This window comes from Streptomyces sp. NPDC102259 (assembly GCF_044766465.1).
GTDB lineage: Bacteria > Actinomycetota > Actinomycetes > Streptomycetales > Streptomycetaceae > Streptomyces.
Map to the genome: position 1 here is coordinate 127,867 of NZ_JBIWMA010000014.1, position 25,704 is coordinate 153,570.

General features: G+C 70.5%; 25 protein-coding genes and 2 pseudogenes. 5 read left to right on the forward strand and 22 right to left on the reverse strand.

What is annotated here, in order from left to right; genetic code table 11:
- Positions 1-110: 110 nt before the first annotated feature.
- The 6 genes from ACIRPU_RS28740 to ACIRPU_RS28765 form a co-directional block, all read right to left on the reverse strand.
- On the reverse strand, positions 111-1,517 hold the full coding sequence (locus tag ACIRPU_RS28740) for an AI-2E family transporter (RefSeq protein WP_403872306.1): 1,407 nt from the start codon (positions 1,515-1,517) through the stop codon (positions 111-113).
- A 142-nt stretch (positions 1,518-1,659) separates the two neighbouring features.
- Entirely contained in the window at positions 1,660-2,379 is a 720-nt protein-coding gene (locus ACIRPU_RS28745; protein ID WP_403872308.1) for a transglycosylase SLT domain-containing protein, read from the reverse strand.
- A gap of 58 nt (positions 2,380-2,437) precedes the next feature.
- Positions 2,438-3,112 carry a transglycosylase SLT domain-containing protein gene (locus ACIRPU_RS28750; protein ID WP_355706681.1) on the reverse strand — a complete coding sequence of 225 codons (675 nt, stop codon included), beginning with the start codon at positions 3,110-3,112 and terminating at the stop codon, positions 2,438-2,440.
- A gap of 421 nt (positions 3,113-3,533) precedes the next feature.
- Positions 3,534-4,859 (reverse strand): PhoH family protein, encoded by a 1,326-nt coding sequence (locus tag ACIRPU_RS28755; protein WP_355706680.1) that lies wholly within the window; start codon positions 4,857-4,859, stop codon positions 3,534-3,536.
- A gap of 337 nt (positions 4,860-5,196) precedes the next feature.
- On the reverse strand, positions 5,197-5,970 hold the full coding sequence (locus tag ACIRPU_RS28760; RefSeq protein ID WP_403872310.1) for an isoprenyl transferase: 774 nt from the start codon (positions 5,968-5,970) through the stop codon (positions 5,197-5,199).
- Between the two features lie 638 nt (positions 5,971-6,608).
- On the reverse strand, positions 6,609-7,424 hold the full coding sequence (locus ACIRPU_RS28765) for a class I SAM-dependent methyltransferase (protein WP_403872312.1): 816 nt from the start codon (positions 7,422-7,424) through the stop codon (positions 6,609-6,611).
- Positions 7,425-7,659: 235 nt separating this feature from the next.
- On the opposite strand from ACIRPU_RS28765, the gene ACIRPU_RS28770 reads away from it, so the two are divergent.
- Positions 7,660-8,085 carry a DUF192 domain-containing protein gene (locus tag ACIRPU_RS28770; protein WP_403872314.1) on the forward strand — a complete coding sequence of 142 codons (426 nt, stop codon included), beginning with the start codon at positions 7,660-7,662 and terminating at the stop codon, positions 8,083-8,085.
- On the opposite strand, the gene ACIRPU_RS28775 is transcribed toward ACIRPU_RS28770, so the two are convergent.
- Together ACIRPU_RS28775 and ACIRPU_RS28780 are read right to left on the reverse strand one after the other, a co-directional pair.
- Complete coding sequence (locus ACIRPU_RS28775) at positions 8,060-8,677, reverse strand: OmpA family protein (RefSeq protein ID WP_403872316.1); 618 nt, start codon at positions 8,675-8,677, stop codon at positions 8,060-8,062. The two genes, ACIRPU_RS28770 and ACIRPU_RS28775, sit on opposite strands and share 26 nt — an antisense overlap.
- Positions 8,678-8,685: 8 nt before the next feature.
- The gene (locus ACIRPU_RS28780) at positions 8,686-9,267 is read right to left on the reverse strand and encodes a hypothetical protein (protein WP_403872318.1); all 582 of its coding nucleotides are present in this window, start codon (positions 9,265-9,267) and stop codon (positions 8,686-8,688) included.
- 195 nt (positions 9,268-9,462) lie between these two features.
- Here ACIRPU_RS28780 and ACIRPU_RS28785 point away from each other — a divergent pair.
- Positions 9,463-9,618 (forward strand): annotated as a pseudogene (locus tag ACIRPU_RS28785) (hypothetical protein); the annotation flags it as partial.
- Positions 9,619-9,808: 190 nt separating this feature from the next.
- Here ACIRPU_RS28785 and ACIRPU_RS28790 read toward each other — a convergent pair.
- From ACIRPU_RS28790 to ACIRPU_RS28845, 12 genes and pseudogenes are all read right to left on the reverse strand, one after another.
- Positions 9,809-9,973 (reverse strand): annotated as a pseudogene (locus ACIRPU_RS28790) (pilus assembly protein TadG-related protein); the annotation flags it as partial.
- The gene (locus ACIRPU_RS28795) at positions 9,970-10,206 is read right to left on the reverse strand and encodes a Flp family type IVb pilin (RefSeq protein WP_403872320.1); all 237 of its coding nucleotides are present in this window, start codon (positions 10,204-10,206) and stop codon (positions 9,970-9,972) included. The pseudogene ACIRPU_RS28790 and the gene ACIRPU_RS28795, both read right to left, overlap by 4 nt.
- Positions 10,207-10,326: 120 nt before the next feature.
- Positions 10,327-11,118: a response regulator gene (locus ACIRPU_RS28800; RefSeq protein ID WP_403872321.1), complete on the reverse strand. Its 792-nt coding sequence runs from the start codon at positions 11,116-11,118 to the stop codon at positions 10,327-10,329.
- Positions 11,118-12,413: a sensor histidine kinase gene (locus ACIRPU_RS28805; protein ID WP_403872323.1), complete on the reverse strand. Its 1,296-nt coding sequence runs from the start codon at positions 12,411-12,413 to the stop codon at positions 11,118-11,120. Before ACIRPU_RS28805 ends, ACIRPU_RS28800 begins: the two co-directional genes overlap by 1 nt.
- 18 nt (positions 12,414-12,431) lie before the next feature.
- The gene (locus tag ACIRPU_RS28810) at positions 12,432-13,319 is read right to left on the reverse strand and encodes a DUF5936 domain-containing protein (RefSeq protein WP_355706672.1); all 888 of its coding nucleotides are present in this window, start codon (positions 13,317-13,319) and stop codon (positions 12,432-12,434) included.
- A 19-nt stretch (positions 13,320-13,338) separates the two neighbouring features.
- Positions 13,339-14,283, reverse strand: coding sequence for a type II secretion system F family protein (locus ACIRPU_RS28815; RefSeq protein WP_403872325.1), 945 nt, complete (start codon positions 14,281-14,283; stop codon positions 13,339-13,341).
- Positions 14,284-14,288: 5 nt separating this feature from the next.
- A complete protein-coding gene (locus tag ACIRPU_RS28820; protein WP_355706671.1) occupies positions 14,289-15,626 on the reverse strand; it encodes a CpaF family protein in 1,338 nt (445 codons plus the stop codon).
- 16 nt (positions 15,627-15,642) lie between these two features.
- Positions 15,643-15,957 carry a TadE/TadG family type IV pilus assembly protein gene (locus ACIRPU_RS28825; RefSeq protein WP_385562068.1) on the reverse strand — a complete coding sequence of 105 codons (315 nt, stop codon included), beginning with the start codon at positions 15,955-15,957 and terminating at the stop codon, positions 15,643-15,645.
- 91 nt (positions 15,958-16,048) lie between these two features.
- Positions 16,049-16,429 (reverse strand): TadE family protein, encoded by a 381-nt coding sequence (locus ACIRPU_RS28830; RefSeq protein ID WP_355706669.1) that lies wholly within the window; start codon positions 16,427-16,429, stop codon positions 16,049-16,051.
- Between the two features lie 5 nt (positions 16,430-16,434).
- Positions 16,435-17,691 carry a CpaE family protein gene (locus ACIRPU_RS28835; protein WP_403872328.1) on the reverse strand — a complete coding sequence of 419 codons (1,257 nt, stop codon included), beginning with the start codon at positions 17,689-17,691 and terminating at the stop codon, positions 16,435-16,437.
- Positions 17,692-17,704: 13 nt separating this feature from the next.
- Entirely contained in the window at positions 17,705-18,412 is a 708-nt protein-coding gene (cpaB, locus tag ACIRPU_RS28840) for a Flp pilus assembly protein CpaB (RefSeq protein WP_403872330.1), read from the reverse strand.
- A 112-nt stretch (positions 18,413-18,524) separates the two neighbouring features.
- Positions 18,525-19,409, reverse strand: coding sequence for a hypothetical protein (locus ACIRPU_RS28845; RefSeq protein ID WP_403872332.1), 885 nt, complete (start codon positions 19,407-19,409; stop codon positions 18,525-18,527).
- A gap of 250 nt (positions 19,410-19,659) precedes the next feature.
- Here ACIRPU_RS28845 and ACIRPU_RS28850 point away from each other — a divergent pair, with 250 nt between their 5' ends.
- Complete coding sequence (locus tag ACIRPU_RS28850; protein ID WP_403872334.1) at positions 19,660-21,357, forward strand: chitinase; 1,698 nt, start codon at positions 19,660-19,662, stop codon at positions 21,355-21,357.
- A 341-nt stretch (positions 21,358-21,698) separates the two neighbouring features.
- On the opposite strand, the gene ACIRPU_RS28855 is transcribed toward ACIRPU_RS28850, so the two are convergent.
- Positions 21,699-22,076 (reverse strand): hypothetical protein, encoded by a 378-nt coding sequence (locus ACIRPU_RS28855; RefSeq protein WP_384112191.1) that lies wholly within the window; start codon positions 22,074-22,076, stop codon positions 21,699-21,701.
- Positions 22,077-22,197: 121 nt separating this feature from the next.
- Between ACIRPU_RS28855 and ACIRPU_RS28860 the strand changes: the two genes are divergently transcribed.
- The gene (locus ACIRPU_RS28860; RefSeq protein WP_403872336.1) at positions 22,198-22,707 is read left to right on the forward strand and encodes a SigE family RNA polymerase sigma factor; all 510 of its coding nucleotides are present in this window, start codon (positions 22,198-22,200) and stop codon (positions 22,705-22,707) included.
- Between the two features lie 204 nt (positions 22,708-22,911).
- Positions 22,912-24,162 (forward strand): hypothetical protein, encoded by a 1,251-nt coding sequence (locus ACIRPU_RS28865; protein ID WP_403872338.1) that lies wholly within the window; start codon positions 22,912-22,914, stop codon positions 24,160-24,162.
- A 182-nt stretch (positions 24,163-24,344) separates the two neighbouring features.
- On the opposite strand, the gene ACIRPU_RS28870 is transcribed toward ACIRPU_RS28865, so the two are convergent.
- Positions 24,345-25,682 carry an Nramp family divalent metal transporter gene (locus ACIRPU_RS28870; protein WP_403872340.1) on the reverse strand — a complete coding sequence of 446 codons (1,338 nt, stop codon included), beginning with the start codon at positions 25,680-25,682 and terminating at the stop codon, positions 24,345-24,347.
- Positions 25,683-25,704: the final 22 nt, after the last annotated feature.

Consider the following 25,704-nt stretch of genomic DNA (forward strand, 5'->3'; position numbering starts at 1 on the left):
CAGCGAGGGATTTCCGACCTGCCCTCAGCTGACGGAAGTTGCTCCGCCGATGGACTCAATTCGCTTTGTTCGGAGCCCATTTGACCGGTTGAAAGACCTCGGTCGTTCTGTCAGGGAGCCTTGTCCGAGGGCGCTTCCGGCGCGGTGGAGGCCGTCGGAGAAGCCGTGGGGGAGGCCGTGGCGGAAGCCGTCGAAGAGGCCTTCGGCGCCGCCACCGGCGCCACGCCCGCCGCTGTCGCGCCCCTCGGCCGTGGTGCGTGCCGCAGGGCCTGCTCGCGGGAGTAGGCGTGCAGGTAGCCCACCACCGTGTTCGTCACGGCCACCAGGGGCACCGCCACGATCGCGCCGCCGATGCCGGCCACCATGCCGCCCGCGGCGACCGACAGAACCACCGCCAGCGGGTGGACGCGCACCGCGCGGCCGAGGATGAACGGCTGGAGGATGTGGCCCTCGATCTGCTGCACGGCCAGCACCACCGCCAGGGTCATCACCGCGGTGAACACGCCCTGGGTGACCAGCGCGACCACGACCGCCAGCGCGCCGGAGGCGACCGCGCCGACGAGCGGGATGAAGGAGAACAGGAAGATGAAGACGGCGAGCGGGACGGCCATCGGCACGTCGAGGAAGTAGATGCCGAGGCCGATGAAGATCGCGTCGATCAACGCGACTATCACCGTGCCGCGCACATACGCCGTGAGCGTCGCCCAGGCCCGCGGACCCGCGCCCGCCACGCCCGGCCGGGCCGCGGCCGGGACCAGCTTGAGCGTCCACTCCCAGATGCGCTTGCCGTCGTACAGCAGGAAGAGCGTCGAGAAGAAGGCCAGGAGGATCCCGGTCAGCGCCTCGACGACGACGGTGACGCCCTCCAGGCCCGCCGAGGTGATCGAGTCCGTGTTGTCGCCGATGGCGTCCCGCAGGTTCTTGGCGATGCCGTTGATCTGCTTGTCGGTGACGTGGAAGGGGCTGTTGAGCAGCCACCGGCGCAGATCGTCGATGCCGTCCTGGACCTGGTCGGAGAGGTTGTCGATGTTCGCCATGACCTGCCAGGTCACGAACCAGCCCATCAGCCCGATGACGACGAACCCGAGGATCGCCGTCAGCGCGGTGGCCGCTCCGCCGGGCACTCCGGCCCGCTTCAGCCGGGCCACGGTGGGCTGGAGGAGCGCGGTGAGGAGCAGCGCGACCACGAAGGACATGACGACGAGTTGGATCGCGCTGATGGCCTTCATCAGCACCCAGACGGTCCCGGCGAGCACCAGCAGCCGCCAGCCCGCCTCGGCGGCGACCCGGACCCCCCACGGCACGGCCTGGGCGGGGTCGGGGCGCGGCGCGGAGGGCACGAGCTCGTCCGGGTAGGACTCGGCGGCCGGTTCGGCGGTGTCCGGCGGTGTGGGCTCCGGCTCGGCGGCGCTCTCCCGCCGCTCACGCTCGACCTCGGCACGCCGTTCGTCGAGCCGCTCACCCATCTCGCTCAGTCCGGCACCGAGCCGGCCGAGCCACCCTGGAACTCGCGACATGATCCGTCCTCTTCCCCCGTCTTCCCCCACCACTCCCCCTGGAGTCGTCGGTCCCGGCCGTACCGACCGTACAGGGCGAAAGCCCCTCCCCCTAGGACGGGGAGGGGCTGCGCAAGGTTGAGCGGCGGACGGCGGATCCGGCTCAGTACGAGCCGTTGGCCAGCCAGTAGTTCCAGGCGTCGCAGGGGCTGCCGTAGCGGTCGTTCATGTAGTTCAGGCCCCATTTGATCTGGGTCGCCGGGTTGGTCCGCCAGTCCGCGCCGGCGGACGACATCTTCGAGCCGGGGTAGGCCTGCACGAGACCGTAGGCGCCCGACGAGGGGTTGACCGCCTGGTAGTTCCAGGTGGACTCGTGGTCCACGATGTTGCTGAAGCACTGGAACTGGCCGCTGGGCACCATCTGGCGCGCGATGGCCTGGACCTCGGCGACGGTGTACGAGGCCTGCTGCGGGAAGCTGCCGGCCGACGAGGTCGACGCGACCTCGGTGTCGGCCTTGGTCTCCGCGGCCTCGGCCGCCTTCTCCTTGGCCTCCTGGGCCGCCTTCTCCTTGGCCAGGGCCGCCTTCTGCTTGGCGACCGCGTCCTTGGCCGCCTGCTTACGGGCGGACTCCTCCGCCGTCTTCTTGGCGGTGGTGTCCGCGGCGATGGCCTGGACGTCGGCCTGCTGCGTCAGCGAGGCCGTCTGTACCTGGGCCTGCTGCCCTACGGGTAAGTCCGAGAGGAGGGTCGCTTCGCCCGCCGTCGCCTCGGCGTCGTCGTTGGGCTGGGCCACGCTGCCCTGGGCGACTCCCATGACAGCGCCGACAGTGGTGACCGCGGTGGCAGAAGCCACGGCGAATCCCCGGGCCGATATCCGGCTCACGCGGTTTCCTTCTGTTGTGCCGTCGGATGGAGAACTGCACGACCAGGGCCGCGTGGGCTTAGTACCAGTGGTTGGCCTGCCAGAACGACCATGCCTCACAGGGGCTGCCGTAACGGCTGTCCATGTAGTTCAGGCCCCACTTGATCTGGGTGGCCGGGTTGGTCTGCCAGTCGGAGCCGGCGGACGCGTACTTACCGGCGGGCAGGGCCTGGAAGAGTCCGTAGGCGCCGGAGGAGGCGTTCACGGCGTGGTAGTTCCAGCTGGACTCGTGGTCCACGATGTTGCTGAAGCACTGGAACTGGCCGCTGGGCACCATCTGGGCCGCCATCGCCTGGATCTGCGCGACGGAGTAGGAGCTCTGGATCGGGAAGTCGCCCGAGCTGCGGCTGGCCTTGGTCTTGGCCTCCGCGCGGTCCTTGGCAGCCTTCTCGGCTGCCTCCTTCTTCGCGATCGCCGACTTGGCGGCGGCCTTGCGGGCCGACTCCTCCGCGTCCTTCTTCGCACCCTCGTCCGCGGCGATGGCCTGTACGTTGGCCTGCTGCGTGAGGGATGCCGTCTGCACCTGGGCCTGCTGGCCCACGGGTATGTCGGCGAGGAGCGTCGCGTCGCTGGCCGTCGCTTCAGCGTCGTTGGGCTGCGCGACGCTGCCCGAGGCAACGCCGACGACGCTTCCGACAGCGGTGACCGCCGTGGCCGAGGCCACTGCGAATCCCCGGACCGAGATCCGGCTCACACGGTTTTCCTTCCAGCGTCGCCCGCTTCGGTGACCCTGGCGGACGCAATCGTGCCCTTGTCGCTGGTCTCCGAACTGCGGGGTCACAGGAGACACGGGCCCGGTGGGCAACTCCCGATGAAGGAGTGCCACATGGTGCACGGGCGGCATACGACGGTCGGTATGGAGTTGAAGGTGATGCTCAAGCGGTGCCGTACTGCTGGGGGCACAGATGTGTCGCATGCGGGGCCTGACAGGACTGAGACTTTGCCGTAACCAGACTGCGCAAGGCAATTCCGAGTTGCGTGTGAAAGCTCACACCCGTGGGGACCCTGGGGATTTCGCGAAACCCCCACATACGTCGGCGCCGCCCGACTAGGCTCACAGCCTTTGTCGGACGGCGCCAACCACCGCTCGCCCCCCGTCAATTGGGGCGGGTCATTCAGATCTGCCCATCCTCCAGCATTTCGGTCACAAGTGCTGCGATCTGGGACCTCTCGGACCTGTTCAGCGTGACGTGCGCGAAGAGCGGATGGCCCTTCAGTTTCTCGACGACGGCGACCACGCCGTCATAACGCCCGACGCGCAGATTGTCCCTTTGCGCCACATCGTGGGTCAGAACCACCCGGGAATTCGCGCCGATCCGGGACAGAACGGTGAGAAGCACATTCCGCTCGAGCGACTGCGCCTCGTCGACGATCACGAAGGCGTCGTGGAGGGAACGGCCCCGGATGTGGGTCAGGGGCAGGACCTCCAGCATCCCTCGCGCGGTGACCTCCTCGATGACCTCGCGGCTGGTGACCGCGGACAGCGTGTCGAAGACCGCCTGCGCCCAGGGGCCCATCTTGTCGGCCTCGGAACCGGGCAGATAGCCCAGCTCCTGTCCGCCCACCGCGTACAGCGGCCGGAAGACCATCACCTTCTGGTGCTGGCGGCGCTCCAGGACCGCCTCCAGACCCGCGCAGAGCGCGAGCGCGGACTTGCCGGTGCCGGCCCGGCCGCCCATCGACAGGATCCCGACGTCCGGGTCGAGCAGCAGATCGAGCGCGATGCGCTGCTCGGCGCTGCGGCCCTTGATGCCGAAGGCCTCACGGTCGCCGCGCACGAGGCGGACGTCGCCGTCGGCGGTGACCCGGCCCAGGGCCTTGCCCCGCTCCGACTGGATGGTCAGACCGGTGTGCACGGGAAGGTCGGCGACCTCGGGAACGTGGAGGTGCCCCTCCTCGAAGAGGATGTCCACCTGCTCGCCGGACAGGGTCAGTTCGGACATTCCGGTCCAGCCGGAGGAGCCCGTGATGGCGAGTTCGGCGCGGTACTCCTCAGCGAGGAGGCCGACCGACGACGCCTTGATCCTGAGCGGGAGGTCCTTCGACACGACCGTGACGTCGAAACCCTCGGCCTGGAGATTACGGGCGACCGCGAGGATGCGGGAGTCGTTGTCACCCAGGCGGTAGCCGGAAGGCAACACGCTGGGGTCCGAGTGGTTGAGCTCGACACGGACGGTGCCGCCGAGTTCCCCGATCGGGATGGGGGCGTCGAGGCGACCGAACTTCACCCGGTAGTCGTCCAGCAGGCGCAGCGCCTGCCGGGCGAAGTAGCCGAGCTCCGGATGGTGCCGCTTGGCCTCCAGTTCCGTGACCACGACGATGGGGAGCACTACCTCGTGCTCGTCGAAGCGGGTCAGGGCGTTCGGGTCGGCCAGCAGGACGCTGGTGTCGAGAACATAGGTGCGCCGGTCTGGCATACGGCGCTTTGTGCTGGTCACCACGGAAGGACGTACCCCCTCGGATGAGGTCGGGGAGCGACGGAGTGGAGCTGGACCGGTCGTCGGCCGCTTCGCACGGGCCGAGAACCGGCCCCCCGCTGCTTCTTCCGTGCCGTGACCGCACGGTCGGGCTGGTGCAAAAGGGCCTCCCGGGCGGACGGCCCCGTGCCGCCCGCTGAGATCCGACACCCGTGGTTCGGGCGTCGGCCTGCTTGGCTTATGCCCTCGAACAAGCGCCGCCATGCCACGGCATATGACGGCGCGCCGGTGAACTCCTCGTTACTTCCGCCCCGACCGGGGTAAACGGGACGCCCGCGAAGGACGCCCCGGGGCTCGTTCCTCAGCCGCCGTAACGGCGGTGACGGGCCGCGTAGTCGCGCAGGGCGCGCAGGAAGTCGACCTTGCGGAAGGCCGGCCAGAAGACCTCGCAGAAGTAGTACTCCGCATGGGCCGTCTGCCACAGCATGAATCCGGACAACCGCTGCTCGCCGCTGGTACGGATCACCAGATCGGGGTCGGGCTGGGCGCCGGTGTAGAGGTGGCGGCCGATCAGATCGACGCTGACGGAGTCGGCGAGGTCCTCCATCGAGGTGCCCTTGTCCGCCGCGTCCACGATCATCGAGCGCACGGCGTCGGCGATCTCCTGGCGGCCGCCGTAGCCGATGGCGACGTTGACCAGTATCCCGTCGACGTGGGAGGTGGACTCCTCGGCGACCTTCAACGCGGTCTGTACATGGGAGGGGAGGATGTCCGGGGTGCCGACGTGGTGGACGCGCCAGCGGCCGTCGGCCGCGAGGGTGTGCACGACGTCCTCGATGATGCCGAGGAGCGGGACGAGTTCGTCGTCGGGGCGGTCGAGGTTGTCCGTCGACAGCAGCCAGAGGGTGACGACCTCGACGTCCGTCTCGGAGCACCAGCCGAGGAACTCCTCGATCTTCTCCGCACCGGCGCGGTGGCCGTGCTCGGTGGTGGAACCCGAGGCCTTCGCCCAGCGTCGGTTGCCGTCCATGATGACGCCGATGTGCTTCGGCACCTGAGCGTGGTCCAGGTGACCTTCCACCCGGCGTGCGTACAGCCTGACCAGAAGGCCGCGCAGCTTGTCGCGCAGGTTCACGTGATTGTCAGCCCCTCCGTACGGTGCGGTCCCCGCGGGGCGCAGCCTACCCCTGCGGGGCCAGGGTCGTTGACGGGCGGGAAGCGCGGCCACCGCACGAGCGACTGTGCCGGGGCAAAAAAACGGGCCGGTCCGTGGGGGGGAGACGGACCGGCCCGAGGGGGGGCTTCCACCATAACCCTTCGTAAGTGATGCTGCGTGCATCGGCGCGCCACAACTACTCTCCGGAGTCGTCCGGCGACGCGGCGGTGCCCGCGGAATGCGTAGTTCATGGGTGACTCATGGCCGAAACGCAACGGATTCCCAGGGGAATGGACCCGGTCACCGAGGGAAGCTGAGGTTTTGGAGCGGCTTGAGGTCCCGTCCGCCCCACGTCGGCCCGTCCCCCCGACGGGCTACTCCGGCCGCGAACGCCCGCTTGACGCGGGCGTCACCGCGCAGCCCCCTCCACTGCGCGGTGACGTCCACGCAGCTTTGCGTACGCGAATTGCCTGAATAAGAACTTACGCGAGGTCGACAGGGGACCTGAACCGATCGCGATAACGATGTGGAAACTCTGTGGAGGCGAGGACCGGAGCGCGGGAGGGCACAGACCTGAGCGCGGGAAGCGGGAAGGGCGGTTCCTGGCCAGTCCCGCGCTACGGGCGGCGGGCCTCGAAGAGATGGCGGGTGCTGTGCGCGACGAAGGGGCCGTCGGCCTCGATCCGCTCGTGCAGGGCGCGGAGTTGGGGCCGGTAGGCCTCCACCGTGAAGCCCGGGACCGTCCACACCACCTTGCGCAGGAAGTGGACCACGGCGGCGACGTCGTGGAACTCGACGCGGAGCCGCTCCGTCCGCAGGCCGACGACCTCCAGCCCTGCCGCCTCCGCTCCGGCGCGCTCGCGCTCGGGATGCCGGCCGCCGCTCACCTGTTCCGGCTGCGGCCCGAGGAAGTACTCGACGAGCTCGAAGACGCTGCGCGGACCGACGTGCTGGGCGAAGTAGGTACCGCCGGGCCGGAGCACCCGGGCGATCTCGTCCCAGAGGGGCCGCACCGGATGCCTGCTGGCGACCAGGTCGAAGGTGGAGTCCGCGAAGGGCAGCGGGGCGTCCTCCGGGGACGCCACGACCGCGATGCCACGTGGGCGCAGCAGGGCGGTGGCCTTGGCGACGTTCGCCGGCCAGCCCTCGGTCGCGACGGTCAGCACGGGGGCCTTGGGGGCTGCCCGGCCGAGGGCGAAGTCCAGGACCTCCCCTCCCCCGGTCTGCACGTCGAGCGCGGCGCTCGCGCCCGCCAGCCGTCCGGCCAGCGACATCGCGTAACCCCAGGAGGGCCGCTCCTCGGTGGCCCGTCCCTCGAACCAGGAGAAGTCCCACCCGTCGACGGGGACGGCGGCCCCTTCGGCCAGGAGGGCTTCGAAGGCGGGCTCCGCGTGGTCGCTGTCGTCACCGGTGTCCCGGCCCTTGTCGTCCATACGGGGATGGTGGCAGAGGGGTCAGGGGGGTGCCGCCGATTTTCGGCGACCCGTCACGCGTAGCGCGGCGGCCCGACCCCGTTGCCGAGGCGCGGGTCTCGGTGAGGCGGAGCACGTTCGGAATGCTCACGTCGGTGTGCGGGAACAGGGCCTGTGTTCCGGCTCGCTACGGTGCAAGGGATCCAGAGGGCCCAGAGGGTCCAGGGGATAGCGACACGGCCGAGGGGAGACGGGGATGGCGCGCTGGCGGGACGGGCGGGGCGAACTCGTGGTGGGCGACGTAAACCGCGACGCGGGCGGAGACGGGGGTGGGGTCGGGGGCGAAGGCGGGGTCGGCTTCCGGGTGCCCCTGGAGATCGCCGCCTCCTACCGGGCCCGTACCCGGGGGCTGCTCGGGCGGGACTCGGTGGACGGGGCGATGCTGCTGTCGCCCGCCGGCAGCGTGCACACCTTTCGTATGCGCATGCCGATCGACGTCGCGTATCTGGACCGACGGCTCCGCGTCATCGCCGTACGCACCATGCGGCCGGGACGGCTGGGCCTGCCCCGGCTGCGGTCCCGCCACGTACTGGAGGCGGCGGCCGGGGCGATGGAGGGGTGGGGGCTGCGGGCGGGGGTGCGGGTGGAGGTGAGGGTCAGCTCGTCGTGCGCGGGAACGTGACCTCCACCCTGCGGTTCTTCTTGCGGCCGGCCTCGGTGGAGTTGTCGGAGATGGGGTACTGCTCGCCGTAGCCGCGGACCTCGAAGGTGATGTCCGGGTCGTTCAGATCGCCCGCGAGTTCCGCCTGGACGGCGTCCGCCCGCTGCTTCGACAGGACGTCGCCGTGCCCGGAGGAGCCCAGGTTGTCCGTGAAGCCGAAGACCCGGACCACGGTGGTGTTGTTCTGCTTCTTGATCTCCGCGGCGATCGTGGCGATACGGGACTTCGCCTCCGCGCCGAGCTTCGCGCTGTCCTTGCCGAAGAGGACCTCTGCCTGGAGCGCGAACGTCACGTCCGCGTTGGTGTCCTCCCGGCGTTCGTCGCCCGACTCGTCCTCGACGACCTGCTTGATGTCGAGCACCTTGGGCTCGGCGAGGGTGCCGCCCTCGGGGAGCTTGAGGTCGGGGTCGTTGGGGTCGACCTCCACGGGCGCGGTGGCGGTGGGTTCGGTGCCGGGGGGAACGCTGGGGGTGGTGTCGGCTTCGGCGGCAGGGGCCATGCCGACCATCACGAGGGTGGCCGCGGCCACCGCCAGAGTGAGACGTGGGGTCATGATCGGCCTCACCCGGAGATCTTGATGACCCCGCTGGGGAACAGCGGGAGTTGGAAGGAGACGTCCGTCGAGCTCGCGGGGGGCGCGGGGAACTGGAGGAAGACGTCGATGGATTCGCCGGCCTTGATCGTCGAGAAGCCCGTCGTCGTCAGGGGGCGGCCTTCGGTGTCACGGAGGACGTAATAGCGCTTCTTGCTCTTGGAGTCGACGAGGGTCGCGCCGCCCAGTGACAGTCCATTGTTGATGATCTCGGTCTCGTTGCCGCTCAGAGCGGACGGGATCACCGCCTCCGACCCGCTGTCGTTCTTCAGGGCGCCGTTCACGGTGACGAAGCCACCCGAGTCCCGTACGGCGGACGTGATCTGGAGGAGCAGCCCGCTCGGGCCCTTCAGTTCGGCGATCGGATCCTCCGACTGACCTTCCTGCGGGTCCGGCTGCGACCCACCGGTTCGCGAGGCGGACGACGAGCTCTCCGGCTTCTTGTCGTCGTCCCCGCCCCCGGCGCAGGCCGCCGAACCGACTGCCAGCCCCGCCACGACCGCGAGCGCGACCATCCCCCTGCGGGCTTTCGCAGTGAACCGCATGCTCATCACTCCGCTTCTTTCTGAACTCGTCGATCGCATGTCAGTCGGTGGCCAGGTGGACGGCGAAGAGGTCCTCGGGTCCGGGCAGATCCGTGAGATCGTCCGGGTCCAGCTCCCACTCTTCCCCGTCCTCGCAGGTCAGCGTCGGCAGCGTGGCGTCGTCCTCACCCGGCGGTTCGCCCGACGGTTCGCCCGACGGTTGGCCCGACGGCTCACCCGACGGTGGAACCGACGGTGGATCCGGCGGTTCGAAGGTGCACAGGGAGTCGATCACGGCCGTGGCGGTGGCGTGTGACTTCGTGGTGCTCGTCTCAGGGATCACGGAGTCACCCGCCGACTTGTTCGCCTGGACGGTGACCCGATAGCCCAGGAGTCCCTTGGGTTGGCACTGAACGTTGCCCGCGTCGTTCAGCGCCGCGAGCTGGTCCGCCCGCCAGCACGCATTGTTCCCACCGTTCCCGTCGAAGATGCTCTGCCATCTCGTCGGGTCCAGGACGTCCAGCTTCCACAGGTCGGCGAGATCGTCTCTGGTCTCCTGAGCGGCCGCCAGCGCCGCCGCGTCGGCGGCGGTCTGGGCGCCGTTGCGGTTCACCGCGGCCTGACCGACCGCGAAGTACGCGAACGCGAGAAAGAGCAGGCCCGCCACCACCACGATGTAGATGGGGAAGACCTGCCCTGCGTCGCCGTACGTGCGCCTGCGGAGTCGTGTCAGGGGGCCACCTTGGTGATCTGGGCCCTTAGCTTGTCCACGATCGTCTGGCCCAGGTTCGTGTTGGCGATCAGGACCACGATCGCCACCACCACCGCGATGATGCCCAGGTACTCGACGGCGGTCTGTCCCCTGTCGTCGTAGGCGCGGCGCCGTACGGCCCGCACCGTCGTGTTCGTCCAGCCGCTCACCCGGACCTTGGCCGCGACGGCGGTCTTCAGCAGCAGGTCGCTCATGGCGTTCCTCCCCATCGGTGGCGTGACCGGCAACGTAAGACCGTGCGTCCACGTCGGAGAAGGGCCCCTGGGCCCAATTCCGGGCCCAGTCGGAAGTTCGGCGCGGTGTTCGGCGGGGTCTCATGAGGTCACCGCCGTGCCGAGCCATTTGGCCGCGGCCTCGGAGCGGCTGCTGCTGTGCAGCTTGGCGAAGATGCGGTTGATGTGGTTCTTGACCGTCTTCTCGCTGATGAAGCAGGTGGCGGCGATCTGCTGGTTGTTCATGCCCGACGCGATGAGGTCCATGATCTCCGCCTCCCTCGCGCTGAGTTGGAACCCCGCCCTCGATACTGACGACGACTGTCTCACGATTGGTTGCAACTGCGAAAGCGCTTCCGTGGAAGTCTCTGAAAATAGGGAAGATGGGTCCGCTTTGACGTGTGCAGTAGCATCGCTTCGCAGGTGTGCCAGTACCGCTGTCGCCGCCGTCGGGGTGAAGTGGGCGCGGCCCCGGGTGACGTCGCGCACCGCCGACACCAACTCGTCCACGGTGAACTCCCCATGGACGAGGTAGCCCCCGGCCCCACCGCGCAGGGCCTGCTGGACGATCTCGGCCTCGTGGCTGTACGTCAGCATCACGACCCGGGTGATCCGCGCCAGGTACGGAAGGGCCGAGAGGCCGTCCACGCCGGGCATGCGGACGTCCAGCAGCACGACGTCGGGGCGGTGCCGGCGGGCCGCCTCGTAGGCCTCGCGGCCGTCCGCCGCCTGGGCGACGACCGTGATGTCCTCCCGGCCGGAGAGCAGGGCGGTCAGGCCCGCGCGGACCACCGGGTTGTCGTCGGCCACGACCACGCGGACGGGACAGGGCCTGGGTGGGGGCGGGAAGAGCGGCTGCTCGGCACCGGGGCGGTGGGGCGGTCGGTCCGGCATCAGACGACCTCCTCTGTGAGCGCGGCCAGCGGGAGTTCCAGGCGCACCTCGGTGCCCCGGGAGCCGTGGCCGTGGCCGATGCGGATGCGGGCGCCGACGGAGGCGGCCCGCTCGGTCATGCCGACCAGGCCGAAGTGGCCGGTGCGGCGCAGCTGTTCGAGGGTGGCCTCGGGCGGGAGGCCACGGCCGTCGTCGCGGACGCTCAGGGTGAGGAGCTCGCCGTTCACGGCCGCTCGCACCTCCACATGGGTCGGGGCCGCGTGGCGGTGGGCGTTCTCCATGGCCTCCGAGGTGATCGTGAGGAGCTGTCGGGCCACCGCGGGCGGGACGGGGAGCGTGGCGCGGTCGCCGGAGGCGTGGTAGCTGACCGGCAGGCCCGTCCGGTCCTCGAACACGTCCGCGTGGGCGGCCAGTTCGGGCAGGAGGTCGACGTCCTGCGCCGGGTCGGACTCCCGGCGCAGGTCGGTGAGGAGTTCGCGGGACTCGGCGGCGGCGCGGCGTGCGGCGCGGGCGACCAGTTCGGCGTGTTGCCGCACGATGACCGGGTCCATGCCCGGCGAGCCCGCCGAATGGGCCAGGGCGTCCGCGGCGAGGGCCACCCCGTGCAGCGTCTTGGCCACCGAGTCGTGCATCTCGCGGGCCAGTCGCGCGCGTTCGGCGGCGACCGCCTCGGTACCGGCCAGCCGGGCCTTGACGGCGGTCAGGGCCTGGGTGGCCGCGCCGAAGCGGAGCATGAGGTGGCGCAGCGACGAGCCCATCGCGCCGGTGATGACGCAGAGGCCCGGCAGCAGCAGTCGCTCGGCGAGGCCGACGCCGGGCTCCCTCACGAGGGTCGCGTGGACCAGCAGCAGGATCAGCGACTGGAGGGACGCGAAGCAGGCGGCGCCCCGCCAGCCGTAGACGATGCCGGCCAGCAGCGGGGTGCAGACGCTGACGTAGGCGAGCGTGGTGTCCGGCCCGGCCGAGATCAGCAGCAGGGTGCCGAACAGGGTGTCCACGGCCAGCAGGGAGGGGTGGCGCAGGAGAAGGGGGCCGAAGCGTTCCCAGTCGCGGAAGAGTACGTAGGACCCCATGAAGGTGACGACCACGGCCGCGCCCACCAGGCGGGTGCTCAGGCCCGGGGCGGCGTTGAGGAGGGCCGCGGGGGTGGCGACCGCGATCATGGCCAGCCGGAACCCGAACACCTGGCGGCACATCGCCTGGAGCGCGTTGACCTGGAGGCGGACGTCCTCCTGTATCGACGGCTCGGCCGTCGTCGTGGCCGCCGTCTTGACCGTCGTCGTGGTCGTCGTCATGGCCGTCATCCCGTCCGCCTACTCGCCCGTGATCGAGCTGAAGTCCGTGCCGGAGCCGAGCAGCATCCCCGCGCCGAGGAGGAGCATCGTCGCCGGGACCATGAACGTGGTGATCATCAAGGTGGCCTTGGGGACCGCGCGGGCCGCCTTGCGGCGGGCGTTCTGCGCGTCCGTCCGGCGCATGTCCTTGGCGATCGAGACGAGCGTGTCGACGATCGGCGCGCCGAGCTCCTCGCCCTGCTGGAGCGCCGTGACGAACATGGCGACCTGCTCGGAGTCGTTGCGGCGGCGCAGCTCCTGGAAGGCCTCACGGCGGCTCACGCCGAGGTCCATCTGACGCAGCGTGATGCGGATCTCGTCCGCCCAGGGGCCCTCGTACCTGGACGCCACCCGGTCGAGGGCCTGGCGGAAGCCGAGGCCCGCGCTCACCACCACGGCGAGGACGTCGAGGAAGTCCGGCAGGGTCCGTTCGATGGCGTCCTTGCGGACCCGGATCGCGGACCAGATGCCGACCTCGGACCAGAACACGCCGAAGGCGAGCATGAGCAGCGCGACGAAGAAGCTGCCCTGGAGCAGCGCGGCGAACGCGCCGAGGGCGCCGATACCGCCGTAGACCGCGCGCCGGGCCGCGTAGCGGTCGATGGTCAGGCCGCCCGGGTTGCCCGCGAGGTCGATCCTGCGCCGGTATCGGGTGACCTGCTTGGGGCCCATCAGACGCAGGACGGCGGGGGCGTAGCGCATGCCCATGCGGTCGACGAGCGAGCCGACGGCGCCGGTGCGGGTCGAGCCGACCTCCAGGGCCAGCGCGAGGTCGCTGGGCAGCTTCACGTCGGCCCGGTACATGCGGATGCCGGCGAACATGCCCCAGACGCTGAGGCCCACGGCCAGTGCGAGCAGAAGTTCCATCCCCTACGCCACCTCCTGCTCAGACGTCGATCCGGGACATGCGGCGGATGAGGACGAAGCCGACCGCGTAGAGGCCGAACGCGATGATCACGCAGGCCTGGCCGACGGCCGAGCCCGTCATGCGGTCCAGCGTTCCGGCCTCGACGCTGTTCATCAGGAACAACGCCCCGACCCCCAGCGCCGGCACCGCGTAGGACGTCATGTTCACCTGCGACAGCTGGGTCCGGACCTCGCGCCGGGTCTCCTTGCGTTCCTCCAGCGTCTCCGTCAGGTTGCGCAGGGCGCCGACGACCTGGCCGCCGGCCCGGTTGGAGAGGACCAGGGTGGTGACGAGGACGACCAGTTCGCGGGAGGGGAGCCGGTCGGCGAGCTCGCCCAGCGCGTCGTCCATGGAGTGACCCACCGCCAACTGGTTGGCCACCTTGGCAAGTTCCTCGCCCGCCGGGGCCTCCAGCTCCTCCGCCGCCATGCCGATCGCGGTGCGCAGCGCCAGGCCCGCATGGGTGGCGTTGGCCAGGATGCGGGCCAGTTCGGGGAGTTGGTTGATGAACTTCTCGATGCGTTTCTGACGTTGCCAGTTGAGGAACTGCCAGGCCGCCCAGACGCCCAGGAGGCCGGCGATCGGGCCGAAGAAGGGGGCCAGGGTGGCCTCGCCGATCAGCCACAGGCCGGCCACCGCCGCCAGCATGTAGACGAAGAACTCGCCGGGCGTCACGTCCAGGCCGGTCGCCACCAGCTTCAGCTCCAGCTCGCGGCCCGTGTTCGTGCGGCGCAGCCGTCGGTCCAGGGTGCGGAAGCGGCGCCGGCGGCCGGTGCCGGGCAGCCGGCCGGTGTAGGAGAGGCGTTCCACCAGCTCCGCCCGCTGGGCCCGGCCCCGCGTGTACGCGTGCAGGCCGGCGACGGCCAGGGCGCAGGTCAGAAGGGTTCCGCCGGTGGTGAGGGTGATCAGGTCGTCGAGGTCCATCAGCGTTACCGGGCTTCCCTTGTCGTCAGTTCGTGTGCCGCGCGCGCCACCCCGAACGCCTGCGGGATCGGCTGGCTCGCCATGTACAGGCGGTCCGCGGTGCGGCGTGGGAGGGGGAAGTACTCGAAGGCTCCGTGGACGCGGCCGTCGGCGGTCATCGGCTGGGCGTTGAAGCGGGCGATCGTCGCCAGCCGGTACGGCTCTCCGCCGTGGCTGTCGAGCACGGCTATCTCGGTGATGCGGCGGGCGCCGTCGGCGAAGCGGGTGAGCTGGACGACGACGTCCACCGCGCTGTTGATCTGGTCGTGCAGCGCGACGAAGGGGATCTCGACGTCCGACATCGACGCGAGGGTCTGCAGGCGCATCAGGGCGTCCTCCGCGCTGTTGGCGTGGACCGTGGCCAGGGAGCCGTCGTGACCGGTCGACATCGCCTGGAGCATGTCGAGCGACTCACCGCCCCGGACCTCGCCGACCACGATCCGGTCCGGGCGCATCCGCAGGGAGTTGCGGACCAGGTCGCGGATGGTGATGCGGCCGTTGCCCTCGACGTTCGGAGGCCGGGACTCCAGGCGGATCACATGCGACTGCTGGAGCTGGAGTTCCGCCGAGTCCTCGATGGTGATGATGCGTTCGCCGTCCGGGATCAGGCCCGAGAGCGCGTTCAGCAACGTGGTCTTGCCGGTGCCCGTCGCGCCCGAGACGATCACGTTGAACTTGGCCTGCACGAGACCCGCCAGCAGGTACAGCATCTGCTCGTCCAGCGAGCCGAAGCCGATCAGTTCGTGCAGGGTGAAGGACCGCGGGAAGCGGCGGATGGTGAGGGTGGGGCCGGTCAGCGACAGCGGGGGGATGATGACGTTGACCCGTTCGCCCGACGGAAGCCGCGCGTCGACCATCGGGTTCGTCTCGTCGACGCGGCGGTTGACGGTGGAGACGATGCGTTCGATCGTCTGCATCAGCTGGTCGTTCGACGCGAAGCGGATGGGCAGTTGTTCGACCCGGCCGCCCCGTTCGACGAAGATCGCGTCGGGTCCGTTCACCATGATCTCGGTGATCGACGCGTCTTCGAGGAGGGGCTCCAGGATGCCCAGGCCCAGTGCCTCGTCGACCACCCGGCGGATCAGCTGGGAGCGCTCCACCGTCGACAGGACCGGGCCCTCGCGGCTGATGATGTGTCCCAGCACCCGCTCCAGCCGCGCCCGGCGCTCGGCGGCGGCCAGCGAGCTCATCTCGGCGAGGTCGATCTCCTCCAGCAGCTTGGCGCGGTAGGAGGTCACCAGATGGCCGTCCTCGCCCCGGCCGCCGTTCTCCTCGGGGGAGCTGATGCGTGCCCGCAGGCTCATGTCGGATGCCCTTCCCTCAGTGGTCGACCGGCATCGTGGCCGTCTTGTGCGCCTCGAAGTCCCCGAAGCCGGGGATGACGGACGGGATGGTGACGGTGGCGGTCACCCGCACCTCGTCGCCCAGGTACGCGGGCGAGCAGCTCGCGTTCAGCCAGCTGCTGACCGCCCGTTGACAGTCCCCCGCGTAGTCCTCGCGGAGCGACGCGCTGCGCGCGCCCGCCCGCGCCGCCGTACCCGCCTGCTGCGCCGCGTACGCGATCAGGCCGAGCTGTACGGCCGCCAGGGCCACGAGGAGGAGCAGCGGCAGAAACCCGAGGTACTCCAGGGCCACCTGGCCCCGGTCGCCGCCGGCCCCACGGCCGCGCCCGCCCCGGCTTCCGCCCTCGCTTCCGCCCCCGCCCCATCGCCTTCGGCACGGCATCTCAGTCGTCCTCTTCCTCGACGGCGCCCGCGTGACCGTGCACCGTGAACGGGAAGGCGATGGTGCCGGGGAAGAGAACCGGCACCTTGAGGGCGACGTCCGCGGTCACATACCCCGAGGACGAGCAGCTCACCGTGGCCCCGGACCGCCACGCGTCCGACAGGTTCGCCAGCCCCGCCTGTTCGCACATCGCCTGCCGCTCCCCCCGGTGCGCCGCCGTCCCCGCTCGCACCGCCTCGTCGGCAGCATGCCCCGCGAGCGTGAACGTGTACCCCACGAGGACGAACTGCCACATCACCACCAAGGTCACGATGATCAGCGGTGTCATGCCGAGGAACTCGATGGTGACCTGGCCCCGGTCGCGCGCCCGGTGTCCCCGCATGGCGTTCACTCCCTCCTCCGCCGGAACCCGGCCGCGCCCCGGTCCCCGCCGCGGGCCCGGCCGCCGGGCCTGCGTACGAGGGCGGTCTCCGGGGCCTTGACCAGCCCCAGTTCCGCCGCGAGCGCCCACAGGGCCTGCCGGACGGTGCCCTTGCCGTCGAGGGCGTGCACCCGGCCGGCGTCGACCGCGGCCTGGAGTTCCCGGAAGTTGGCGGGGACCGTGGTCGCGGCGATCGCCGTGCCGGTGATCTTCTGGATGAGCGGGGGCTGGATCTCCGTGCTCCGGGTGTGGCGGTTGACGACGACGGTCGTCTCCTCGGCCTTGCGGATCTGGAGCCGGTCCCACATGCGGACGGTGCGTTTGGCGCCGCGGACGGCGACGACGTCGGGGGTGGTGACGAGCAGGGCCCGCTCGGCGAGTTCGACGGCGGCCGCGCCCGCGCCGCTCAGCTGGGCGCCGCAGTCGACGACGACGACCTCGTAGCGGGAGCGCAGGGCGCCGATGATCTGGCGGGCGGCGCGGTCGGTGACCTCCTCGCCGCGTTCGCCCTCGGCGGGGGCGAGGAGGAGGGCCACGCCGGTCTCGTGCCGGAAGACGGCCTCGGCGAGGATGCGGGGCGAGATGTCGGCGATGGCGGCCAGGTCGACGACCGAACGGCGGAACTGGACGTCCAGGTAGGAGGCGACGTCGCCGGACTGGAGGTCGAGGTCGACGAGGGCGGTGGGGCGGCCTGACGCCTGTGCTGCGAGGGCCAGTTGGACGGCCGTCAGGGTGGCCCCCACGCCCCCTTTGGCGCCGCTGACCGTGATGACGGTGCCGCCGACGCCGGTGAACACGTCGGCGCCGTGGCCGAGATGGCGCCGTACGCCGACCGACCACTGGGCGACGGCCTGGACGCGGTTCGCGAGGTCCTCGTAGCTCAGCGGGAGGGTGACCAGGCCGCGGGCGCCGGAGTCCATGGCGGCGGCGAAGAGGCCGGGGCCGACGTCGGTGGTGACGAGGATGACGCCGACCGCGGGAAAGCGCAGGGCGACCTCCCGGACCAGCTCCAGCGCCGGTACGGGGCCGATGCGTTCGTGGACGACGACGACCTCGGGCAGTTCGTCGACCGACTCGGCGGCGAGCCGGGCGAGGGTGTCGACGAGCTGGGTGGAGTCGGAGACCGGGGTGACCGGTTCGGCGTCCGGGAGCTGGCTGAGCAGGGTGGTGAGGGAACGGACCGCGTCCGCGTCGCCGACGGCCGGGAGGATCCTCGTGGGCATGGGCGGCGGCCTCTCACTTGTCCGTGACGAGTTCGTAGGTACGGTCCTGGTCGGGGACCGTGGTGTCGCCGCCGGGCGCGACGAGGGCGAGGCGGACGCGCTTGGCGAAGGACTCGGCGTAGGTGATGCGCTGGGCGTCGAGCGTGGACAGCGCGAAGGTGATGGGGACCGCGTCGGTGGGCGACTGGCCGCGGGTGTCCGCGTCCGGCTCGAGGGCGGTCAGCTCGCCCACGTCGAGGACCCGGGCATTGGTGACGATGATCTTCGACTGGTCGGGATCGCTCTCCCGGGCGCCCTCGAAGGTGGCGTAGACGTTGACGGACGACCCCGGGGTGATCTTGCCGGCGACTCCGGTGGCCGCGTCGATCATGATGGCGACCTCCTGCTGGCCCGGCTGGAGGGCGGGCTGGTCGACGATCATGTCGCTCTGGAGCAGGGAGCCCTTCTTCAGCGTCGTCACGGCGATCTTGCCGCGGATGGCGTCGAGGTCGGTGACGGCGTTCTCCGAGAGCCAGCGCTCCGGCATCTCGATCTTCTTGAACTGGCCCGAGCTCAGGGTGGTGTAGGGCGCCACGTCGGAGCGCAGCTCGTACGCGGTGACCTCGGGGCCGACCTTGGACTTCACGTCGTCGATGACGGAGAGGACGCCGGCGAACGCGCCGAGGGCGCACAGGACCGACAGGAGCAGGAGGATCACGCCGCGGCGCTGACGGGAGTTCATGGGCCGTACAACCTCGTTGGGGGTCGGGTCGAGCGGACGGGAACGGGCGTACAGGTCGAGCTGGTTCGGTCGGTCGGGCCGGTTCGGTCGAGCTGGTTCGGTCGGGCTGGTTTCAGTCGCCCGCGGTGAGCGCGCGGGCGGCGGGACGGGCTGCGGGGCGGGCGGTGAGGTCGGAGGCGGGCGGCGGGGTCGCGGAGCAGAAGACGCAGCGGTCGCCGATGACGTCGATGCCGCACCAGTGGCAGACGCTCTGCCGGACGGACGTGACCAGCTGGTAGAGGACGGAGAGGTCGGGCAGGTAGGCGCAGAACTCGATCGCCTTGCCGGTGCCCCACCAGTCGGCGGACTCGGCGGGCAGATGCGTCTCGCGCAGCCCCTGGACCTTCCAGGCGGGGGCGAGGATCTCGGTGACCCAGTCGGACTGGAGCTGCCCGCGGGCGACGAGCAGCCAGGTGCCGAACTCCGGTCCGGGCAGGACCGTTTCCGGGGTGGCCTTGACCAGTTCCGGCTGCGGGTGGGCGAGCACACCGAACTGACTACCCGGAACCCATGACCTGGCATGCGACTTCAGGCCGACCACCGGCACCCGGTCGAGACGGGCGACCGAGCCGAGCAGCGCGCCCGCGTGAAGGTAGTGGGTGAGCAGCCGTCCCGCACAGGCGAGGACGCCGGGGCCGAGGTCGCAGGAGGCCAGCTGGCGCAGCTGGCGGGCGAGGACCGCCACCGCGAGCGGCGGAAGGTCGGGGCGGAAGAGCGCGATGCGGTCGCTCTCCAGGAGGGAGCGGATGGTGTGCAGTCGCTGCTCGACGGCGGCGGGGACGGCCCGCGAGTACACGACGACCACGTGTCCGTACTGGTCGACGAGGGCCTGGACGGCGGCGAGGGCACGGTCCAGCGGCTGTTGGTCGAGATCGGCGAGGACGGTGGCGGGCAGGGTGCGTTCGTCCTGCGGCGGCAGCGCCAGGTCGGCTCCGGTCACGGCAATGGCTGTTGGCACGCGCAGCTCCCCGATTCCCGCGGTCCGGCCCACCGGCGTTACTCCGATGCACCGGGGTGACTTCATTGCGTGACTACCTCAGCACTGTATCCACGCCTCTGTGGCCGGAGAACAGCTTTCTCCGGCTGCCAAGCAACTCTTCTTCGCGCAAGTCCCGGCAAATCGGGGCAGGTTACGCACAGGTGGCCTCCACCGACCCTCCACGACCGGACCTCTTGACAACAGAATTGGTCTGGACCAACTTACTGTCATGTCCCCACTGAAACGAAAGACGCGACTAGGGTCGGGAGCCGCGGGCGTCCTCGCCGCCGCCCTGGCCCTGTCCATGACGGGCGCGGCTCAGGCGTCCGCCGCGGACCTGAACAACGCCAAGAACGCCGGCTTCGAGTCCGGCCTGACCAACTGGACCTGTTCGGCGGGCAGCGGTACGACCGTCTCCTCACCGGCGCACGCCGGCGCGGCCGCGCTCAAGGCGACACCGGCCGGGCAGGACAACGCCCGGTGCGCCCAGACGGTGGCCGTGAAGCCCAACTCGACGTACACGCTGAGCGCATGGGTCCAGGGCGGCTACACCTACCTCGGCGTGACCGGCACCGGCACGACGGACGTCTCGACGTGGACGCCCGACTCGGCGTCCTGGAAGCAGCTGTCGACGACCTTCACCACCGGTGCGTCGACCACTTCGGTGTCCGTGTACACGCACGGCTGGTACGGCCAGGCGGCGTACTACGCGGACGACGTGTCGGTGTACGGCCCCGACGGCGGCGGAGGCGGCGACCCGGCCCCGACGGTGCCGAGCGCACCGGCTGGCCTGGCCGTCTCGGGTACGACCTCGTCGTCGGTGTCCCTCTCGTGGAACGCGGTCTCCGGCGCGACCGGCTACTCCGTCTACCGGGGCGGCACGAAGGTGACGGCGGTGACGGGGACCTCGGCGACCGTGACCGGCCTCGCGGCCTCCACCTCGTACAGCTTCCAGGTCACCGCGACCAACGCGGCGGGCGAGTCGGTGAAGTCGACGGCGGTCACGGGCACGACGTCCACCGGCAGCACCGGGGGCGGGACCGTGCCCAAGCACGCGGTGACCGGCTACTGGCAGAACTTCAACAACGGCGCGACCGTCCAGAAGATCTCGGCCGTCTCCTCCCAGTACGACATCATCGCCGTGGCCTTCGCGGACGCGACGACGACGCCGGGCGCCGTGACCTTCAACCTGGACTCGGCGGGCCTGGGCGGCTACACGGTCGACCAGTTCAAGGCGGACATCAAGGCGAAGCAGGCGGCCGGCAAGAAGGTCATCGTCTCGGTGGGCGGCCAGAACGGCACCGTGTCGGTGAGCGACCCGACGTCCGCGGCGAACTTCGCGAACTCGGTGTACGCCCTGATGCAGACGTACGGCTTCGACGGCGTCGACATCGACCTCGAGAACGGCCTGAACGCGACGTACATGTCACAGGCGCTGCGGTCGCTGTCGTCGAAGGCGGGCTCTGGGCTGGTCCTGACGATGGCCCCGCAGACGATCGACATGCAGTCGACGTCGAACGGCTACTTCCAGACGGCGCTGAACGTGAAGGACATCCTCACGGTCGTCAACATGCAGTACTACAACAGCGGTTCCATGCTGGGCTGCGACGGCAAGGTGTACTCGCAGGGCTCGGTCGACTTCCTCACCGCCCTCGCCTGCATCCAGCTGGAGGGCGGCCTGTCCCCCTCCCAGGTGGGCCTGGGCCTGCCGGCCTCCACGAGCGGCGCGGGCAGCGGCTACGTCTCGCCGACGGTGGTCAACAACGCCCTCGACTGCCTCACCAAGGGCACGGGCTGCGGCTCCTTCAAGCCGTCGAAGACCTATCCCGACCTGCGGGGCGCCATGACCTGGTCGACGAACTGGGACGCGACGGCGGGCAACGCGTGGTCGGCGTCCGTGGGACCGCACGTGCACGGGCTGCCGTAGGCGCCTGTAGGGGTGCCTGTAGGGGCGGGCGGTGACGTGATGTCACGTCACCGCCCGCGACCGGCCCACGTGGCCTTCGGGAACACACGCGCGGTGGGGCGGAACCCGGTCGGCGGAACCGGGTCGCTGTCGAACTGGACCCGGAGTACTTCGGACATGTGCCTCGCCGAAGCCCCACGTTCCCTCACAGGCCCGGCGGACGGCGGCCAGGACGCGGAGAGCCGTGCGGCGGCGGGTGTCGCAGGCCGTGGCGAGGTGCGACTCGCGCGAAACGCTGCGGACGATGATCCTCGACGTCGAGGCCGGGAAGGCAGACCACCTGCTCTGAGCCGACCGGACGGCTACCCCGTCGGCCGGTAGTACCCCAGCACCCACGCCAGCTGGGCGAACCAGGCCTGTAGCCGTTCCCTCGGCTTCGCCGTCACCACGCACTCGTAGACCCTGCCGTCCACGTGGACCACGGCGACCATGAGGGCCTTGCCGTTGGGGCTCGCCTTGTAGTGGAGGCTGCGGACCTCGGGCCACGGGAACTCGACCGTGATGTCGTACATCTCGAAGGCGACGCCCGACGCGTCCACGACGACCGAGTTGTGCTTGTCGACCGCGAGGAACTCCGGGCCGGGCGGCGGTGGAGCCGCCTGCGGGGCGTACTGCGGGGCGTACTGCGGTGGCGGCGGGCCGAAGCCCGGCGGAGGGGACGGCGGCGGCTGGTCTGTCACAGCGCGAAACCTACCTGGCGATCGCTGTGCGCCCACTTTCGGTCCCCCTTGAAACATTCCGCGCACCCCACCGCATTAGTGAGGTGAGGACGGCACGGCACTCGACGCAGGGGGAACACACATGAGGCAGGTCCGCGCGGACGAGTACGCCGAGTTCGCGGCGGCTCGTACCGGGCATCTCTACCGGTCGGCATGTCTGCTCACCGCCGGGGACACCCACCTCGCCGAGGATCTGGTTCAGGAGACCCTCGGCAGGCTGTACGTCCGCTGGGGGCGGGTGTCCCGGGTCGAGAACCCGGCCGGGTACGCGCAGACCGTCCTCACCCGCACCTTCCTCGCCCACCAGCGCCGGCGCAGCAGCCGCGAGCGGGCCGTGGAGACGTTCCCGGACGTCGCCGACGGCGCCGGCACCGACACGCCGTTGCGGCTGACCCTGATGCAGGCACTCGGGCGGCTGCCCGCCAAGGACCGGGCGGTCGTGGTCCTGCGGTACTGGGAGGACCGCTCGATCGAGGAGACCGCCGGCGCGATGAACGCCAGCTCGGCGGCGGTACGGACGCGCTGCTCGCGGGCGCTCGGGCGGCTGCGGGAGCTGCTGGGCGAGGACATCGGCGAGTACGCCCGCCCGTGAGTCGCCCGTGAGCCGCCCATGAGCCGTCCGTGAGCCGTCCGTGAGCCGTCCTCAGCCCGCCGAGCCCGCCTGAGTCGACCCGGGCCGACCCGGGCCGACCGGCTCAGTCCCCTTCATCGCCCCACATCGCCCCTCACCGCCTCGGCCTCACCCCGCCTCACCTCGACTTCGTTTCGACCCATCTTGCGGAAAGGGTGGTCCACCATGCCCGTTCACCAGTACAGCGATCCCTTCGAGGAGCGGCTCTCCGCCGCCCTGCACGAGACCGGCGGCGCCCTCGTCAACCCGGGCGCCCCGCTCACGGCCGCCGGTCAGGCCCGGGGAATCCGGCTGCGGCTGCGGCGCAGGGCCACGATCGCGGGGGGCGCGGCGAGCCTCGCCCTCGTGGGGGTGGGCGGGGCGCTGCTCGTGCCGTGGGACGGTACGCCCACCCCGCGGCCCTCCTCCGTCGCCGCGACCGGCAGCACCGCCAAGCCCGCCTACTCCGCCGACGACGTGGTCCGCACGCTCCAGAAGCTGCTGCCCAAGGGGAAGTTCAGCCGGACGGAGGCGCGCGGCACGGGTGGGAAGCTGCCGCCGCTCGCCGTGGGCGTGTTCGACGACGGCAAGGGCGAGGGGGCCATCTCGGTGGGTCTGGACCGGATCCCCACGGACGCGGGCAAGGTCGATCCGTCCGCCCAGGTGATGCCCTGCCCGGACGGCGAGCAGTCGGGCCTCGACAGCTGCGAGACCGAGGTCCTGGCCGACGGGTCCGCGATCACAGTCTACCAGGGCTACGAGTATCCCGACCGCCGCGAGGACACCAAGGCGTGGGGCGCGGACCTGGTCACTCCGGCCGGGCAGCATGTGAGCGTCGTCGAGTGGAACGCCGCGGCGGAGAAGGGGAAGCCGGTCAGCCGTCCCGAACCGCCGCTGACCACCGCCCGGTTGAAGGCGCTCGCCGCGGCCTCCGAGTGGCGCCGGATCATCGCCGCCATCCCCGAGGAGACCGTGCAGCCGAACCCCTCGACCCCTCGGGCCGACCCGGGCCTCCAGCTCCAGCGGATGCTCGCCGTCCTGCGCACCACGCTCCCCGAGAACCTGGAGATCGTCTCGAGCGGCGGCCAGGAGGGCTTCGCCTACGCCGTCGTGGACGACGGCAAGGGCAGGAGCTATCTCCAGGTCAACCTCCAGCTGAACATGTCCGACGCCGCTGACCAGCTCTACGGCTCCGACCCCGAGACCCTCTCCGACGGCACCCGCGTCGCCACGAGTCAGGGTCCGGGCGAGAAGGGCGGCGAGGGGGTCGTGATGTGGACCGCCGACACGATGCGCGCGGACGGCAGGCGCGTGGTGATCAGCGCGTTCAACTCGGGCAGCCAGTCGACGGCCGCCACCCGCGCGGAACCCGCTCTCACCATCGCCCAGTTGCGGAAGATCGCCCTCAGTCCGCAGTGGGACGTCCTCGGCGGCTGAGGGCGGGCGAACGCGATGGACTGGCCCTCCGGTTCGGGCTCAGGTGCCGCAGCCTCTTCCAGGGGATCAGCCTCCGGGGGATCAGCCTCGGGGGGATCAGCCTCGGGGGGATCAGCTTCCGGAAGAGGGGCTTCCGGCAGAGCGGCTTCTGGAAGAACGGCTTCCGGCAGAACGGCTTGGGGTCAGAAGAACTCCGACCACGGCTGATCCCAGACCTGCTTCACGCACAGCACCAGGAACAGCAGTCCCGCCAGCACCAGCATCGCGTTGCTCAGCAGCCCGTTGCGCCACTCCCGTGGAGTACGAGCGGAGTTGAGCAGCCACAACAGGGTCCCCGCCAGGAACGGCAGGAAGGCCGCGCCCAGGACGCCGTACAGGATGATCAGGCGGAACGGCTGGCCCTGGAAGAGCAGCACGATCGGCGGGAAGGTCAGCCACAGCAGATAGGCGCGGAAGGGCCAGGAGCGCTCCCGCGCGCCGGAGGCGACCTCCGTCCCGCCGGCGTCGCCCCGACCGCGGTAGCGGGCCACGAAGTCGGCGAACATCAGGCTCACGCCGTGCCAGACGCCGATCAGGGAGGTGAAGGAGGTCGCGAAGAAGCCGATCAGGAAGAACTTGGCGGTCGCCGTGCCGTACTTCGCCTCCAGGATGTCGCTGAGCTGGACGAGCCCCTTGTCGCCGCTCGCGATCGCCACGTTCGCGGAGTGCAGCAGTTCCGCGCCGACGAAGAGCATCGCGACGACGAAGATGCCCGTCGTCACGTACGCGACCCGGTTGTCGAGCCGCATCACCTTCATCCAGCCCGTGTTCGTCCAGCCCTTGGCGTTGACCCAGTAGCCGTACGCGGCGAGCGTGATGGTGCCGCCGACGCCGCCGATCAGGCCGAGCGTGTTGAGGACGGAGTCCTTCTCGTCCGGCAGCACCGGGAGGAGGCCCGCGAACGCGTCGCCGAGATGGGGGGTGACCCGGATCGCCAGGTACACCGTCACCACGAACATGACGCCGACCAGGACCGTCATGACCTTCTCGAAGACGGCGTACTTGTTGAACCAGACGAACACCAGGCCCACCAACCCGCACACGACGGCCCACGACTTCAGGTCCATCACGTCCGGGAACAGCGCCTGGAGCGGCAGCGCGCTCGACGACATCGCCGCCGCGCCGTAGACGAAGCCCCAGACGACGACGTAGACGACGAAGAACCACGTCGTCCAGCGGCCCAGGCTCGCCCAGCCGTCGAAGAGGGTGCGGCCGGTGGAGAGGTGCCAGCGGCCGGCCGCCTCGGCGAGGGAGATCTTGACCAAGCAGCCGAGGACCGCCGCCCAGAGCAGGGTGTAGCCGAAGTTGCTGCCGGCGATGAGGGTCGCCACCAGGTCGCCGGCGCCGACGCCGGTCGCCGCGACGACGATGCCGGGGCCGATGTACTTCCAACTGGACTTGCGGGGCGATGCGTTGTCGATGCCGGATGGTGCCTCGGTGTGTGTGGAGTTTCCCGTGGGGGGTCCCGTGGTGTCCGCCATGAAGGTCAAGAAAGCCCAAAGC